Genomic DNA, 12429 nt, shown 5'->3' with positions numbered 1-12429 from the left:
GTAGGCCAGGGGTCTCATACTGCCTGACCTAGCTACCGAGGTAGATGGCAGTGATTTGAACGCGCTCGTGTCCCAACTCACGGCTGATGGTCTGACGAGCATGGCGGTCTTCTATGCGCTGCGTTGGACTTAACTCCGTGACTAATGGTCCACCTGCCGCAGGCGGCGGCCTCCCCGTCAACGCCTCATAGCGGCTTTGCGCGTACTGATGGCGAAGGCCATGCATATAACTCAGACCCGCCGCCTTGCACTGTCCATCGTAGACGTGCCGCTGCTGGATGTAGGTCTTGTTTGCCGGGATCAGTGATCCTGTGCCCGCCAGGCGGTGTGCTGCGTGGAGCGCGTCGCGTTGCTCTGTCGTTGTGATGGGCACAGTTCGCTCCCGACCGCCCTTGGTCCACGATCCCTTGAGGGCGATGTGGTCGCCCCGATCCGCGTAACTGGGCTGGAACTTGATCGCTTCCTCCCGACGCAATCCGAAGGCGGCCTGTAGCTGAAGGCTCATGCGTACGTGCGCGTCGGTGACCTGTTCAAGACCTGTGCCCAGTGCTTGGGCCTTGCTGACGTTGGTCACATAGCGGCGCTCGGCCACGCCGAGTTGCGTGTTGTCCGCTGGCAGGATGCCGGCCTTGCCGATCTTCTCGGCCCACCAGCGCAGATGAGAGAGCCGATTCTTGATGGTGCCAGACAACAAACCTTCGCCTTGCCAGCGATCCAGCAGCGCCTGGGCGTGCTTGCCCTTGAGTGACGACGCCTTCATCTGCCGGAAACCGGCCTCGCGCAGTTGCCGCGCGGCCAGCGACAGCGAACGCATCCGGTCGGCCTGCGTGGTGTAGCTGCCGTCACGGTTGCGCTGGCAGAGCTGTCGCAGGGAGTAGGTCAAGTCGTCCATCTTCCGGCCTCCAAGCAAAGCGCCGTACTGCGTTGTCCTGAAATTCAGTGGTTAGTGTTGGTGCCAGCTCGCCAAGGCGAGATCCCGTGAGGGCAAGGGCATGGTGTTCAGGAGACACCAGAGCCTCAAATGAGGCGTCCGTCTTGCTCCCTGCTGGAAGCCCGGACGGAGGTACTACAAGACGAAAGTGATGTGAACGTGGACAAGTCCTCCTATGAAGTGAGTGGGATGAGAAATGCAGCGGGAACCCTGTGCGTCGCGCACAGGCAATTGCTGCAAAGGACCGTGCGCCAGGCGGCGCGATAGGGATGAGTTCAAACAGACGAAGAAGGCTCCACCCTGTCGGGCCTGCGCTTGCAGGAACCTGCGCTGTTGGGGTTGCCGATGTACGAAGCCCATCGGTCTTGGCAACTGCCCGGTCAGTTTAGGGCGGCCATCATCATGTAGGCCGCACGCAATAGGAACTGGCTTTCGCCCGCATTGTTGGCGGTGTTGCGCGGGTCGTCACTGCGGCGTGCAGTGACGACCGCGTTTTGCGGCAGCATTTGCTACGCAGGATGCGGTTGCCATCCCCTGGCCTGCATTGCCTGCGCTGCGATGTCCCCAGCGTTCGTCGGGGCGTTCAGCATCTTGCGGATGTTGGCGATGTGCGCCAGGGCAGTTTCACGCGATGCGGGTGGCGCAGTCGGTTCCGGGCGGGCTTCGGTGCGCGGCGGAGTTGTAGGCCGGTTCGCGGCAGACGTCTCCTTGCGACCTGCCCACAGGCGGAATTCGCCCGCAAAAACGCGCTTCACCAACGCGAAGAAGTAGGCCACGACATTGCGCACGGCGCCGCTCTGGCTGCGTGCCTGCAACTCGTCGAGCACCTCCTGGCGATGCTGCGGCGGCAGCCGCCGCAAGGCGGCCTGCACGTCCTTTTGCTGATCTGCCTGGGCATTGCTCAGGCAAGGCGGCAAGCTCACCGACTGAGATGCCGGATCGCCGTCGCCTTCGCGCGCGCGGTACGTACGTTCTTTTTTATACATATACGTCTTATACGTACCGCCCTGCTCAGCCGTCATGTGGCGAGCGTGCCCGGTCTGTTGCGGAACAAGCGTGCTGCCGGAGGAATCGCCAGACAATGGCAGTGGGTCGGCTGCCTCGCTCGCCTGCGACGGCGGCGTAGGGGGCAAATCATCGTCATCGTGGCGCTGATCGTGGGTCGCAATGGAGGCGACCTCAGGTGCCTGCGCTAGCGCTGCCTGAATGTGGACAGCCACCCGATCCACCTGGTTGTTTTCGTGGCCGATGGAGGCTTGCAGAAGCGCGGACAGACTGGCATCGAGCGCGCAGGCTTGTTGGAAGTCCAGGGCGCTTTCGTGAACCTGATACAGCTCGCTGAGCACATGACCGGTCAGAGGGTCGCGGTGCTGCCCCACCAGACTGATCCACCCCGTCAGCCGAAGCACGACGAGGACGCGCCGGGCCGTCTCGTACCCGGCCCTCTGCCCCAGCGGGGTGGAGGTGAGATAGCGGCGCAACTGTCCCAGATTCGCCAGCGGGCTGATGCCCTCCGCAGAGCGCAGCATGCGCAGAACCTGCCAACCATTGCGCTCCAGCGGCGTGAGGCGGGCATCGAGCATGAGCGAAGCTGGTGTAGTGAACAGGGCGTCTTGCCCCAGCGGGTTGTGGCGGGTGTGATGGTCTGTCATGAGAGTTCTCCGAGGTCTGGGCCACGGCGGCCCGTTCCCCTGCATCTCATCGCGTACCGTTCCAGGCGTCAGCCAACAATGCGGTCTGCGCCATAACCGTTTTATCCCATCGGGTGCAGCGCTGGCACCAGCATGCGGACTGATCTATCATCCCGATACCCCCTTGGGGGTACAACTGGGGGTACTTCCAGCGATTCCCGCAAAGCCCGTGACGCGATTTCCCCGCGAAACCTAGCGTTCACGGCCCTTTGCCGACCGATCAATGTTTGACCTGAAAGTCATTTTGGAAGAATTCATTTCCGGAAGAGAAATCGAATGTTCCGTTCTGGGCAACAGTAACCCTATTGCTTCTGTCATCGGTGAAATCAAGCCTAGTCACGAGTTCTATTCCTATGATGCAAAGTATCTCGATGAGAAAGGTGCAACACTCGAAATTCCAGCCGCCTTGCCAGAAGATATTGCCGACCAGGCCCGGAAAATCGCGGTGCAAACGTTCAAGGTGCTTTTGGCCGAAGGTTTGGGTCGGGTGGATATGTTCCTTAAAGATAATGGTGAAATTCTGGTCAATGAAATCAATACGATCCGGCTTCACCAAGATCAGCATGTATCCGAAGTTCTGGGAAGCTTCGGGAATTGCATGCCCGGAATTGATCGATAGGCTGATTCATCCAGGTTGCACTACGCAACAACCTGCATTGCATATCTACCCATTTACGTTAAGCTTCGCCTTTCATTCATTACATTCAGGTGTTCCATGGCGCTCAAGTCCACCGTGTTCAAGGCCAATCTGCAGATTGCAGACATGGAACGGCATTATTATCACGATCACGCGCTGACGTTGGCACGCCATCCTTCCGAGACAGACGAGCGCATGATGGTGCGCTTGCTTGCGTTTTCCCTGCATGCAGATGAACTGCTGGCCTTTGGCCAGGGCATGACGGATGATGAGGAAGCCGACATTTGGCGCAAGGATCTCACAGGCAAGATCGAGCAGTGGATTGATGTGGGGCTGCCGGATGAGAAGCTGATCCGCAAAGCCTGTGGGCGGGCTGACGAGGTGGTTCTGTATACCTATGGGGGCCGCACGGCGGAGATGTGGTTTGCACAAAACAAGGATGGCTTTGCCCGGCTTAAAAACCTGACCATCATCAACCTGCCACAGGAAAACACAAAGGCGCTGGAAGAGCTGGCACAGCGTACCATGGACTTGCAGTGCACGATACAGGACGGCCAGGTATGGCTGAGCAATGGCGAGCGCAGTGTTGAGGTGCAATGCGAGCAGTGGAAATAGCCAGTCACTATTAGAGAGATTGAAAGCTTCGGTCTACTCCCCCATCTGCAGGCTACGTTTGTAGGTTCTATCAGTGGCTAATTAGCTCAATCATCAGGCAAATATCATGTTCAAACCGCGAACCCTGAAATTTCTTGCCGCATATATTGCAGTATTTATTTTGCTATCACTGGTTGTGCATATTCGGCCAGATTATGCAGACTCTCCGCTGGGCGTGGCCTTGGCAATACCCTATCTCTCAATCTATTTGTTTCATAGCATTGGAGTGCCTGGATTGCTCCAGCATAATGGAGCGTGCGGCTGGGGTTGGTGTGCGCCCTCGATATTTGGCTGGGGCTTTCTGTGCTTTTTCTGGAGCTTGATTACCTGGTTGTTCGCTTGGGCCTCAGCTAGCCTCACGCACGGATCAACCAAAGATTAGCTATGTAAATAGAAACATCACCAAAATCATGCTTTGGCAAAACTGCCCTGCTCCGCATCGCCAAGGGCTTTCAACAGGTCAGCGCCTTTCAAAGCCAACGCATAGCCGAGGACGCCACTGCCGATCACCACGGTTTCATAATCCTTCACACTGTTGTCCACCATGACCTTGATGCCTTCTGGCAAGGCAATCGGCGGCACTGCCCCCACCACATAACCTGTAGCTTCGGGGACTTCGTCATATTCTGCCATGCGCAGTTTGCGTTCATTGAGATGACTGCGCAGGATGGCCCAATCCGCACGGCCGCCACCAGCAACCGCCAGCAGGATGAATTGTTCCGACCCGGTGCGGAACAGTACGCTGCGCACTACTGACTTGGGATCAAGTCCCTCGCTTTCTAAAAGTTCTTCCAGATTGCGTACCGGTTTCTTGTCCTCGCTCAGGGGAATTTCAATCACGGTGAACGGAATTGCCATGCTGTTCAGCAATTCGGTGACAAGGGAGATCAATGCCATATGGATATCCTTTCAAAAACAATATGATTGACAATGTGTTGTGTATTATTGGTATTGCTATTACATGAATAGTAGCTTACTTGAACACGTCCTTGAGTCGAAGAGCAAATTGGGCCGATGAATCGAGGTATTGTCATAGCACATTTGCAATTCGAGATAGCCGTTATTTTCTGGGAGCTGAGCATATGGAGTCGATACTCAACACAGCCATCAATTCGACAATATTGACGCTGATTGGCCTGGGACTCAATCTTGCAGGGGTATGTCTGCTTGCATATGAAGTTTGGCTAGCGCAAAAAACAGAGTTTTTCTTTCTTTATATGCGAAAGGCTCTCCGCGAGGCTGAAAATCTTCACGACAATCCTGTGCAGCAAGGACGCAGCGACATCGAAGCCGCACGAAAAGACATGCATAACAAAACGCCGGCAGAGCAATTGGCATGGCGTATACAAGAAGCCATCCTGCGTAATGATGTGCCGTCGTGGCTGGAGGATGGTATGAAAAACCATGCTAAAGAACTGATTAATGAGATCAAGAAAAGGAACAATGAATTCGATGACCAAGTGACCCCGCGCAGGCTTGAACTCCGCAAATGTCTACTGCGTCTTGGCTTCCTATTCATTATCATTGGCATAGTATTGCAAAGTGTCGGCACTTATTCGGGGGCGGCACTTTTATAACATCAGAAAGAAATCAGGAATGTGGGACGAACGGTACAACGCTGAAACCTATGCATACGGCAAAACCGCGAATACTTTTCTGGCCGGGCATTTCCAGGCCATTCCCAAGGGCAAGGTGCTGAGCATTGCCGAAGGCGAGGGGCGCAATGCGGTGTTTCTGGCCCAACAGGGATATGCCGTGACGGCGGTGGATGCATCACAGGTTGGTTTGGCAAAGGCGCAGAAGCTGGCCGCAGAAAACGGTGTGGCAATTGAGTGCATGCAGGCCGACCTTGCCGAGTACGATTTTGGTGAACAGCAATGGAACGGCATTGTCTCGATCTTTTGCCCGATGCCATCTGCATTGAAGGCCATCCTCTTTCCCAAGATCATCAAGGGATTGAAGCCTGGCGGCGTCTTCCTGCTTGAGGCTTATACACCGGACCAGTTGCAGCATGGCACCGGTGGTGGCAATGATGCCGATAGCATGATGACCGCGGAGACATTACGCCGTGAATTGAGCAAGCTGGCGTTCACCTACCTGGCTGAGCTTGAACGTGAGGTGGTTGAAGGCATTTATCACACAGGAAAGGCGGCCGTTGTGCAAGCCATTGCCGTTAAAGCCGCTTGAGCAGTTTTACATCAATCCGGGTATTGCCTGCCACCTGATTTCAAAAAGATGACACAAGCCATGCTGAAGGTAATCGCACAGGATTTTATCAAACCAGAATATATCGAGCAGGTCTTGCCTCTATATGCGGAGCTGATCGAGAAAACCCGGCAGGAGCCGCTGTGTATTTCTTATGAGTTGTTCATTGACCAGAAGGACCCTGGGCATTTTATTTTCATTGAAGAATGGCCTGATCGAGCAGCGCTGGACCTGCATTGCCAGACTGAGCATTTTAGGCGGTTGGTGCCTGCGATCCACCATTACCAAAGACAGGAAGGCATTTTCCTGCTCATGGATGCCTTCGCCGGCTTACCGACATCTGCATGAAACCGTAGCCGTTTTTCATGGATAAGAACAAGCTTTCCCAACCGGTCGGAAAATCAGGCCTACACCCGCGCAACAAGCATAAGGACAGGTATGATTTTACGCTGTTGATAGAAACGCATCCGGCGTTGGCACGTTTTGTCAGGCTGAATCAATACCAGGATGCCTCCATCGACTTTGCTGACCCCTTCGCGGTAAAAACACTGAACCAGGCCTTGCTCAAGCAGTACTACGGCATTGCAGCGTGGGATATCCCGGCCCATTTTCTTTGCCCGCCGATTCCGGGACGGGCGGATTACCTGCATTACCTGGCGGACTTGCTGGCAGCTTGCAATGCTGGGCTGGTTCCGCGCGGCGACAAGGTAAAGGTGCTTGATATCGGCGTGGGGGCCAACCTGGTTTATCCAATGATCGGGCAGCGTGAGTATGAATGGCATTTTGTCGGTGCCGACATCAACCCCGAGGCACTCGGCAATGCAAGGCAGGTCATTGCCTCCAACCCCGGCTTGGATAGCGCCGTGACCTTGCGTTTGCAGGCCAATGCCTCTGCCATTTTTCAGGGCATTATTCAGGCTGATGATCGTTTTGACCTGACCATGTGCAACCCGCCGTTTCATGCTTCCCTCGCTGATGCTGTGGCTGGGACACAACGTAAATGGAGGGGTTTGGAAAAGAACCGCGGTAAACCTGCCGGGAAAAACAGCAAGCTCCCGGTTGCCGACAAGCTCAATTTTGGCGGACATGCTGCCGAGCTTTATTGCGAGGGGGGCGAAGAAGCATTCATCAGCCGCATGGTGCAGGAAAGTGCCCAGGTTGGCAGGCAGTGCCTGTGGTTTACAACGCTGGTTTCAAAGGCAGCCACGCTGCCTGCAGTCTATCGCGCATTAAGAAAAGCCGGCGCATTCAAGGTGAAAACGATAGAGATGGCGCAAGGACAGAAAAAAAGCCGGATCGTCGCCTGGACCTTTCTGGATGACAACCAGCAACGCGAATGGTGTTGCCAACGCTGGCAATAGTTGTTCAAGCCATCTGGCTGATGGTTTTCCTGAATAGGCTTAGCGACAGGGCGAACAGCACGCTGCCGATCACCAGCAAGGCGAGGAATTGCTGCCAGACCACGTCGAGCCCCGCGCCCCGGTAGAGGATGGCCTGTCCCAGCTCGACGAAGTGGGTGGTCGGGGCCAGCAGCATGACATTCTGCACCAGCTCGGGCATGCTTTCGCGCGGCGTGCTGCCGCCTGACAGCATCTGCAGCGGCAGCAAGACCAGGACCAGCAGCATGCCGAATTGCGGCATGCTACGTGCAAGCGTCGCCATGAAGATGCCGAGCGAGGTGGTGGCGAACAGGTGCAGCAGCGTGCCGCAGAGGAACAGCGGAATGGAGCCCTCGATCGGCACGTGCAGGGCCCCGCGCACGACGAAATTGAGTGACACGGTGACGGCGACTAGCACCACAAGCCCCATCGACCATATTTTGGCGAGCATGATCTCGGCCGGGGTAACCGGCATGACCAGCAAGTGCTCTATGGTGCCGTGCTCGCGTTCGCGGATCAGCGCCGCTCCGGTGAGGATGATGGAGAGCATGGTGACGTTGTTGATGATTTCCATGAGCGAACCGAACCAGGCTTGTTCCAGGTTGGGGTTGAAGCGCATGCGGATGGCGATGTCGACGGGCGGCACGGCATTGCTGCGGTAGCGCGCGAGGAATTCGTTCACCTCGCTGGTGAGTATCTGCTGGATGTAGCCGTTGCCGGTGAAAGCCTGACTCATGCGCGTGGCATCGACGTTGACCTGCAGCGCGGGAGATCTGCCTGCGAGCACGTCGCGCTGGAAATCGGGCGGAATGTTGAGCACGAAGGTGTAGTCGCCCTTGTCCATGCCCGCGTCCATTTCCGCCAGGGTGATGAGCTTGGGCGTGAGAAAATGCGGCGGGTAGAAGCTGCTGATGATGCGGGCGGAAAGCGGGGAGGCATCTTCGTCAACAATCGCGATGCTCGCATTGTGCAAGCTTTCGGGCATGGCGGTGGCGGCAACGTAAATGGATAAGGTGAAGGTGTAGACGATCACCACCAGCATCACCACGTCGCGGCGCAAGCTCCACAACTCCTTGATGCCGAGACGGTAGATATTGGACAGGAACACGTTCACGCTCATTGCTCCTGCTTTTTCAGCAACATCACAGTCAGCCCCAGGATCACCGGGATGGCCGCTGCGAGCATCCACATGGAGTCGGCGAGGTTGCTCATGTTCAACGCCTTGCTGAACACGCCGCGACTGATGGTGAGGAAGTGCGAGGCCGGGTAGATCTGGCCGATGAAGGCGCCGCTGCCTTCGAGCGAGGCGACGGGGTTGATGAGCCCAGAGTATTGGATGCAGGGAATCAAGGTGCCGATCATGGTGATGAAGAGCGCGGCGATCTGGCTCTTGGTGAAGGTGGAAACCAAGAGTCCGAAGCCAGTGGCGCTGATCACGTAAAGCAAGGCTGCGAACGTGAGCGTCGCCAGGCTGCCTTTGAGCGGGACGTCAAATACCGTCACCGCCAGCACCACGAGCAGGGCAAAGTTGAACATGGCGAGCACGATGTAGGGCAATTGCTTGCCGAGCAGGAATTCGCTGCGCGTGACCGGCGTGACGTAGAGGTTGATGATGGAGCCAAGTTCCTTTTCACGCACCACGGACAACGCCGTCAGCATGGCCGGGATCATCATGAGCAGGATGGGGATGACCGCGGGCACCATGGAAGGCAGGCTGCGCACATCCGGGTTGTAACGGTAACGCGCTTCTATCCGCATGGCCCCGCCGGTTGGCATGCCGAGGCTGTGCGTGGCCTGGTCGGCCAGCCAGGCCTGGTGCATGCCCTGCACATAGCCACGTATGGTTTCGGCACGCTGCGGCATTGCGCCGTCGACCCAGGCGCCTATCTGCACTTCCTTGCCGCGTTGCAGGTCGCGCGCGAATCCCGGCGGAATCTCGATCGCCAGCGAGATGTCCCCACTGCGCATGCGGTGGTCCAGGTCGTCATAATCGCGGATAAGCGGCTGCTCGATGAAATAGCGTGAGCCGGACAGGTTGAGCGCATAGTTCTGGCTCAGGCCGGTCTGGTCGCGATCGAGCACCGCGTAGCGCAAATCCTCGACGTCCATGCTGATGCCGTAGCCCATGATGAACATCAGCAATGCGGTTCCCAGCAAAGCTAGCGTGGCGCGCACCGGGTCGCGCTGCAATTCCAGCGCCTCGCGCCACATATAGCTGATCATGCGCACGGGGTTGAACCAGACTGGCTTTTTCGCATGCCTGGCCTGGGCGGTTACCCGCTCATCCTTGTCCTGTTCATCTTCGGCTTCCGTGCCGCCGCCCGCTTCCACCAGGTAGTCGATGAAGGCGGCTTCGAGGGTTTCCGCCTTGCGCTTTTGCACGATATTTTCCGGCGTGTCGCTTACCAGCACATGCCCCGCATGCATGAGCGATATGCGGTCGCAACGCTCGGCTTCGTTCATGAAGTGGGTGGAAATGAAGATGGTCACCTGGTCACGGCGCGACAGCTCGATCAACAGGCGCCAGAAATTGTCACGCGCCACCGGGTCCACGCCGGAAGTAGGCTCATCCAGGATCAACAGCTCGGGCTTGTGCACCATGGCGACCGCAAGCGACAGACGCTGGCGCATGCCGAGCGGCAGGTTGTCGGGCAGCGTGTCGAGCGCTTTTTCCAGTCCGAAGCGGCCCGCCATCTCTTCCACCCGTGCCGGGATGTCGGCCTCAGGCACCTGGAACAGGCGCGCATGCAGCACCAGGTTCTGCGCTACAGTCAATTCGCCATATAGCGAGAAAGATTGCGACATATAGCCCACGCGCCTGCGCGTCGCCATGTCGTTGCCATCCACCTCGTTGCCGAACAGCCAGGCTTCGCCCTCGCTGGCGGGCAGCAGGCCAGTCAGCATCTTCATGGTGGTGCTCTTGCCGCAGCCGTTGGAGCCGAGGAAGCCGAAAATCTCGCCGCGACGGATGCGGAAATTGACATGGTCCACGGCGACGAAATCGCCGAAGCGCATGGTGAGGTCGCGCGCCTCTATCGCAACTTCCGCGTCCTCCTGCTGATTAAGCGGGGAGAGCTCCACAGGCTTGTAACCGCGTTTCTTGTCTTCCGGAAGCAGCCTGATGAATGCGGTTTCGAGGGACTCCGTGCCGGTTTCCTCCAGCAGCGATTGCGGACTGCCAGTTGCCAGTACCTTGCCGTCGTCCATCGCCACCAGCCAGTCGAAGCGCTGCGCCTCGTCCATGTAGGCGGTGGCGACAATCACACTCATGCCTTGCCTTTCCTGCCGGATCCTTGAGATAAGCTCCCAGAACTGGGCGCGGGCAAGCGGATCGACACCGGTGGTCGGTTCATCGAGGATAAGGAGGTCCGGGTCGTGGATCAGCGCGCAGCACAAGCCCAGCTTTTGCTTCATGCCGCCGGAGAGCTTGCCAGCGGGACGGTCGAGAAACTTGTGCAGGCCGGTGCTGCGGGTCAGGGTGTCGATGCGGCGCCTGCGCTCGGCGGCATCGTGGCCGAACAAACGGCCGAAGAATTGCAGGTTTTCCTCCACCGAAAGCGTGGGGTACAGGTTCTTGCCGAGGCCCTGCGGCATGAAGGCGATGCGCGGACAGACCGCGTCGCGGTGCGCCTTGCTCGCCATGTCGCCGCCCAGCACTTCCACTTTGCCCTGCTGTACCTTGCGCGCGCCGGCCACGAGCGAGAGCAGGCTGGACTTGCCCACGCCATCGGGGCCGATCAGGCCCACCATGCAGTTGGCGGGCACATCCAGGCTGATGCCTGAAAGCGCCTCAGTCTCGCCATAGTGCAGGCTTACGTCCTGCACGCACACGACGGGCGCCTGCTTGGATTCCTCCACGCTCACTCGGGCACTTTCACCGCAAGGTGGTCAGGCCAGGGCAGATCCTTGTCGGTCTTGACCCAGGCAACGCCGGGCAGGCCGGTCTTGACCAGTTTCAGGTGTTTTTGCAGCAGGTCGCGGTCTATCTGTGCCTTGACGCGGAACATGAGCTTTTGTCTTTCGCTGGCGGTTTCCACCGTCTTGGGGGTGAATTGCGCGGTGCTGGCAACAAAGGAGATCGTCGCGGGAATCACGAATTGCGGCGCGGCATCGAGGATGATGCGCGCTTCCGCGCCCATGGCCAGCTTGCCTGCCGCGGTTTCGGGCAGGAAGAAGGTCATGTAGACGTCCGACAAGTCCACGAGGTTGAGCACCTTGCCGCCACCGGCCAATACTTCGCCCGGTTGAGCGATGCGGTACTGCACGCGTCCGTCGCGGGGAGACTTGAGCTGGCTATCGTTGATATCCGCCTCGATGCGGGCCACGGTGGCCTGCGCTGCCGCCACCGCCGAGATCGCACCAACTACTTGCGCTTTGGCGGCCTCGATGGAGGCATCGGCCGAGGCTACCTGGGCCTTGGACGCTTCAAGCGCGGCGCGTGCGTTCTGCACCCTGGCCTGGTCGTCATCAAGCTCCTGCAGGGAGGAGGCGCCCTCTGCGGAAAGAGTAGAGGAGCGCTTGAGGCGGCGCTCTGCGGCATCCAGCTCGCTTTCGCGCTGTTTCACTTGCGCGAGCGTCGTGCGTTTCTCGCTCTCGCGCAGGGTGACCTGCGCCTTGCTGGCCGCAACATTGTTCAGCGCTTGCTGGTATTGGGCCTTGACCTCGTCGCTTTGCGCCTGCAGCACGTCAAGCTGCATATGGGCCAGCGATTGGCCCGCCTTGACGAAATCTCCTTCGTTGACGAGCATCTCCTCGATCCGGCCGGGCAGTTTTGCCGCCACATCGATTTCTACGGCCTCTATCCTGCCATTGCCGCTGTACAGGCCGGGCGGCAGTTCATCGTTGCCGATTTTCTTCCAGGCAACATAGCCTCCGGCAGCCAATAGAACCAATATGGCAAAGGGAATGTATTTCTTGATTTTCTTCATGGGC

15 protein-coding genes are annotated in these 12429 nt (G+C 58.0%); 9 read left to right on the top strand and 6 right to left on the bottom strand.

What is annotated here, in order from left to right; genetic code table 11:
* Nucleotides 1-28: 28 nt before the first annotated feature.
* Nucleotides 29-892, bottom strand: coding sequence for an integrase domain-containing protein (locus LG200_RS09935; RefSeq protein WP_226757473.1), 864 nt, complete (start codon nucleotides 890-892; stop codon nucleotides 29-31).
* Nucleotides 893-1021: 129 nt separating this feature from the next.
* Between LG200_RS09935 and LG200_RS09930 the strand changes: the two genes are divergently transcribed.
* Complete coding sequence (locus LG200_RS09930; RefSeq protein WP_226757472.1) at nucleotides 1022-1198, top strand: hypothetical protein; 177 nt, start codon at nucleotides 1022-1024, stop codon at nucleotides 1196-1198.
* Between the two features lie 242 nt (nucleotides 1199-1440).
* Here the strand turns inward: LG200_RS09930 and LG200_RS09925 are convergent, their stop codons facing one another.
* Complete coding sequence (locus LG200_RS09925) at nucleotides 1441-2583, bottom strand: STY4528 family pathogenicity island replication protein (protein ID WP_226757471.1); 1143 nt, start codon at nucleotides 2581-2583, stop codon at nucleotides 1441-1443.
* On the opposite strand from LG200_RS09925, the gene LG200_RS09920 reads away from it, so the two are divergent.
* The 4 genes from LG200_RS09920 to LG200_RS09910 are packed head-to-tail and all read left to right on the top strand — an operon-like array spanning nucleotide 2582 to nucleotide 3874.
* Complete coding sequence (locus tag LG200_RS09920) at nucleotides 2582-2818, top strand: hypothetical protein (protein ID WP_226757470.1); 237 nt, start codon at nucleotides 2582-2584, stop codon at nucleotides 2816-2818. The genes LG200_RS09925 and LG200_RS09920 overlap by 2 nt on opposite strands.
* Nucleotides 2819-2845: 27 nt before the next feature.
* Complete coding sequence (locus LG200_RS09915) at nucleotides 2846-3241, top strand: D-alanine--D-alanine ligase (RefSeq protein ID WP_264193879.1); 396 nt, start codon at nucleotides 2846-2848, stop codon at nucleotides 3239-3241.
* Complete coding sequence (locus tag LG200_RS14210) at nucleotides 3132-3419, top strand: hypothetical protein (protein ID WP_404809802.1); 288 nt, start codon at nucleotides 3132-3134, stop codon at nucleotides 3417-3419. The genes LG200_RS09915 and LG200_RS14210 overlap by 110 nt, the downstream gene beginning before the upstream one ends.
* Nucleotides 3338-3874, top strand: a complete 537-nt coding sequence (locus LG200_RS09910; RefSeq protein ID WP_226757469.1) for a YaeQ family protein — start codon at nucleotides 3338-3340, stop codon at nucleotides 3872-3874. The genes LG200_RS14210 and LG200_RS09910 overlap by 82 nt, the downstream gene beginning before the upstream one ends.
* A gap of 447 nt (nucleotides 3875-4321) precedes the next feature.
* Here LG200_RS09910 and LG200_RS09905 read toward each other — a convergent pair whose 3' ends face one another.
* Complete coding sequence (locus LG200_RS09905; protein ID WP_226757468.1) at nucleotides 4322-4810, bottom strand: aminoacyl-tRNA deacylase; 489 nt, start codon at nucleotides 4808-4810, stop codon at nucleotides 4322-4324.
* A 185-nt stretch (nucleotides 4811-4995) separates the two neighbouring features.
* On the opposite strand from LG200_RS09905, the gene LG200_RS09900 reads away from it, so the two are divergent.
* From LG200_RS09900 to rlmF, 4 genes are read left to right on the top strand one after another with little or no spacing between them, the layout of a single operon-like run.
* Complete coding sequence (locus LG200_RS09900) at nucleotides 4996-5490, top strand: hypothetical protein (protein WP_226757467.1); 495 nt, start codon at nucleotides 4996-4998, stop codon at nucleotides 5488-5490.
* A gap of 19 nt (nucleotides 5491-5509) precedes the next feature.
* Entirely contained in the window at nucleotides 5510-6100 is a 591-nt protein-coding gene (locus LG200_RS09895; RefSeq protein ID WP_226757466.1) for a class I SAM-dependent methyltransferase, read from the top strand.
* 60 nt (nucleotides 6101-6160) lie between these two features.
* Complete coding sequence (locus LG200_RS09890; RefSeq protein WP_226757465.1) at nucleotides 6161-6466, top strand: putative quinol monooxygenase; 306 nt, start codon at nucleotides 6161-6163, stop codon at nucleotides 6464-6466.
* Nucleotides 6467-6483: 17 nt separating this feature from the next.
* A complete protein-coding gene (gene rlmF, locus LG200_RS09885; protein ID WP_226757464.1) occupies nucleotides 6484-7479 on the top strand; it encodes a 23S rRNA (adenine(1618)-N(6))-methyltransferase RlmF in 996 nt (331 codons plus the stop codon).
* 4 nt (nucleotides 7480-7483) lie between these two features.
* Here rlmF and LG200_RS09880 read toward each other — a convergent pair whose 3' ends face one another.
* The 3 genes from LG200_RS09880 to LG200_RS09870 are packed head-to-tail and all read right to left on the bottom strand — an operon-like array spanning nucleotide 7484 to nucleotide 12425.
* Nucleotides 7484-8617 (bottom strand): ABC transporter permease, encoded by a 1134-nt coding sequence (locus LG200_RS09880; protein WP_226757463.1) that lies wholly within the window; start codon nucleotides 8615-8617, stop codon nucleotides 7484-7486.
* Nucleotides 8614-11361 carry a ribosome-associated ATPase/putative transporter RbbA gene (gene rbbA / locus LG200_RS09875; RefSeq protein ID WP_226757462.1) on the bottom strand — a complete coding sequence of 916 codons (2748 nt, stop codon included), beginning with the start codon at nucleotides 11359-11361 and terminating at the stop codon, nucleotides 8614-8616. The genes LG200_RS09880 and rbbA overlap by 4 nt, the downstream gene beginning before the upstream one ends.
* Nucleotides 11358-12425 carry an HlyD family secretion protein gene (locus tag LG200_RS09870; protein WP_226757461.1) on the bottom strand — a complete coding sequence of 356 codons (1068 nt, stop codon included), beginning with the start codon at nucleotides 12423-12425 and terminating at the stop codon, nucleotides 11358-11360. Before LG200_RS09870 ends, rbbA begins: the two co-directional genes overlap by 4 nt.
* Nucleotides 12426-12429: the final 4 nt, after the last annotated feature.

This window comes from Methylobacillus caricis (assembly GCF_020532705.1).
GTDB lineage: Bacteria > Pseudomonadota > Gammaproteobacteria > Burkholderiales > Methylophilaceae > Methylobacillus > Methylobacillus caricis.
Note: the sequence above shows the minus strand (reverse complement) of the source record. Positions and strands in the feature narration are given on the sequence as shown.

Coding starts and splice junctions, on each gene's coding strand:
- LG200_RS09935 (WP_226757473.1), bottom strand. CDS start 892: ATGGACGACTTGACCTACTCCCTGCGACAGCTCTGCCAGCGCAACCGT.
- LG200_RS09930 (WP_226757472.1), top strand. CDS start 1,022: ATGAGGCGTCCGTCTTGCTCCCTGCTGGAAGCCCGGACGGAGGTACTA.
- LG200_RS09920 (WP_226757470.1), top strand. CDS start 2,582: ATGAGAGTTCTCCGAGGTCTGGGCCACGGCGGCCCGTTCCCCTGCATC.
- LG200_RS09925 (WP_226757471.1), bottom strand. CDS start 2,583: ATGACAGACCATCACACCCGCCACAACCCGCTGGGGCAAGACGCCCTG.
- LG200_RS09915 (WP_264193879.1), top strand. CDS start 2,846: ATGTTTGACCTGAAAGTCATTTTGGAAGAATTCATTTCCGGAAGAGAA.
- LG200_RS14210 (WP_404809802.1), top strand. CDS start 3,132: ATGGTGAAATTCTGGTCAATGAAATCAATACGATCCGGCTTCACCAAG.
- LG200_RS09910 (WP_226757469.1), top strand. CDS start 3,338: ATGGCGCTCAAGTCCACCGTGTTCAAGGCCAATCTGCAGATTGCAGAC.
- LG200_RS09905 (WP_226757468.1), bottom strand. CDS start 4,810: ATGGCATTGATCTCCCTTGTCACCGAATTGCTGAACAGCATGGCAATT.
- LG200_RS09900 (WP_226757467.1), top strand. CDS start 4,996: ATGGAGTCGATACTCAACACAGCCATCAATTCGACAATATTGACGCTG.
- LG200_RS09895 (WP_226757466.1), top strand. CDS start 5,510: ATGTGGGACGAACGGTACAACGCTGAAACCTATGCATACGGCAAAACC.
- LG200_RS09890 (WP_226757465.1), top strand. CDS start 6,161: ATGCTGAAGGTAATCGCACAGGATTTTATCAAACCAGAATATATCGAG.
- rlmF (WP_226757464.1), top strand. CDS start 6,484: ATGGATAAGAACAAGCTTTCCCAACCGGTCGGAAAATCAGGCCTACAC.
- LG200_RS09880 (WP_226757463.1), bottom strand. CDS start 8,617: ATGAGCGTGAACGTGTTCCTGTCCAATATCTACCGTCTCGGCATCAAG.
- LG200_RS09870 (WP_226757461.1), bottom strand. CDS start 12,425: ATGAAGAAAATCAAGAAATACATTCCCTTTGCCATATTGGTTCTATTG.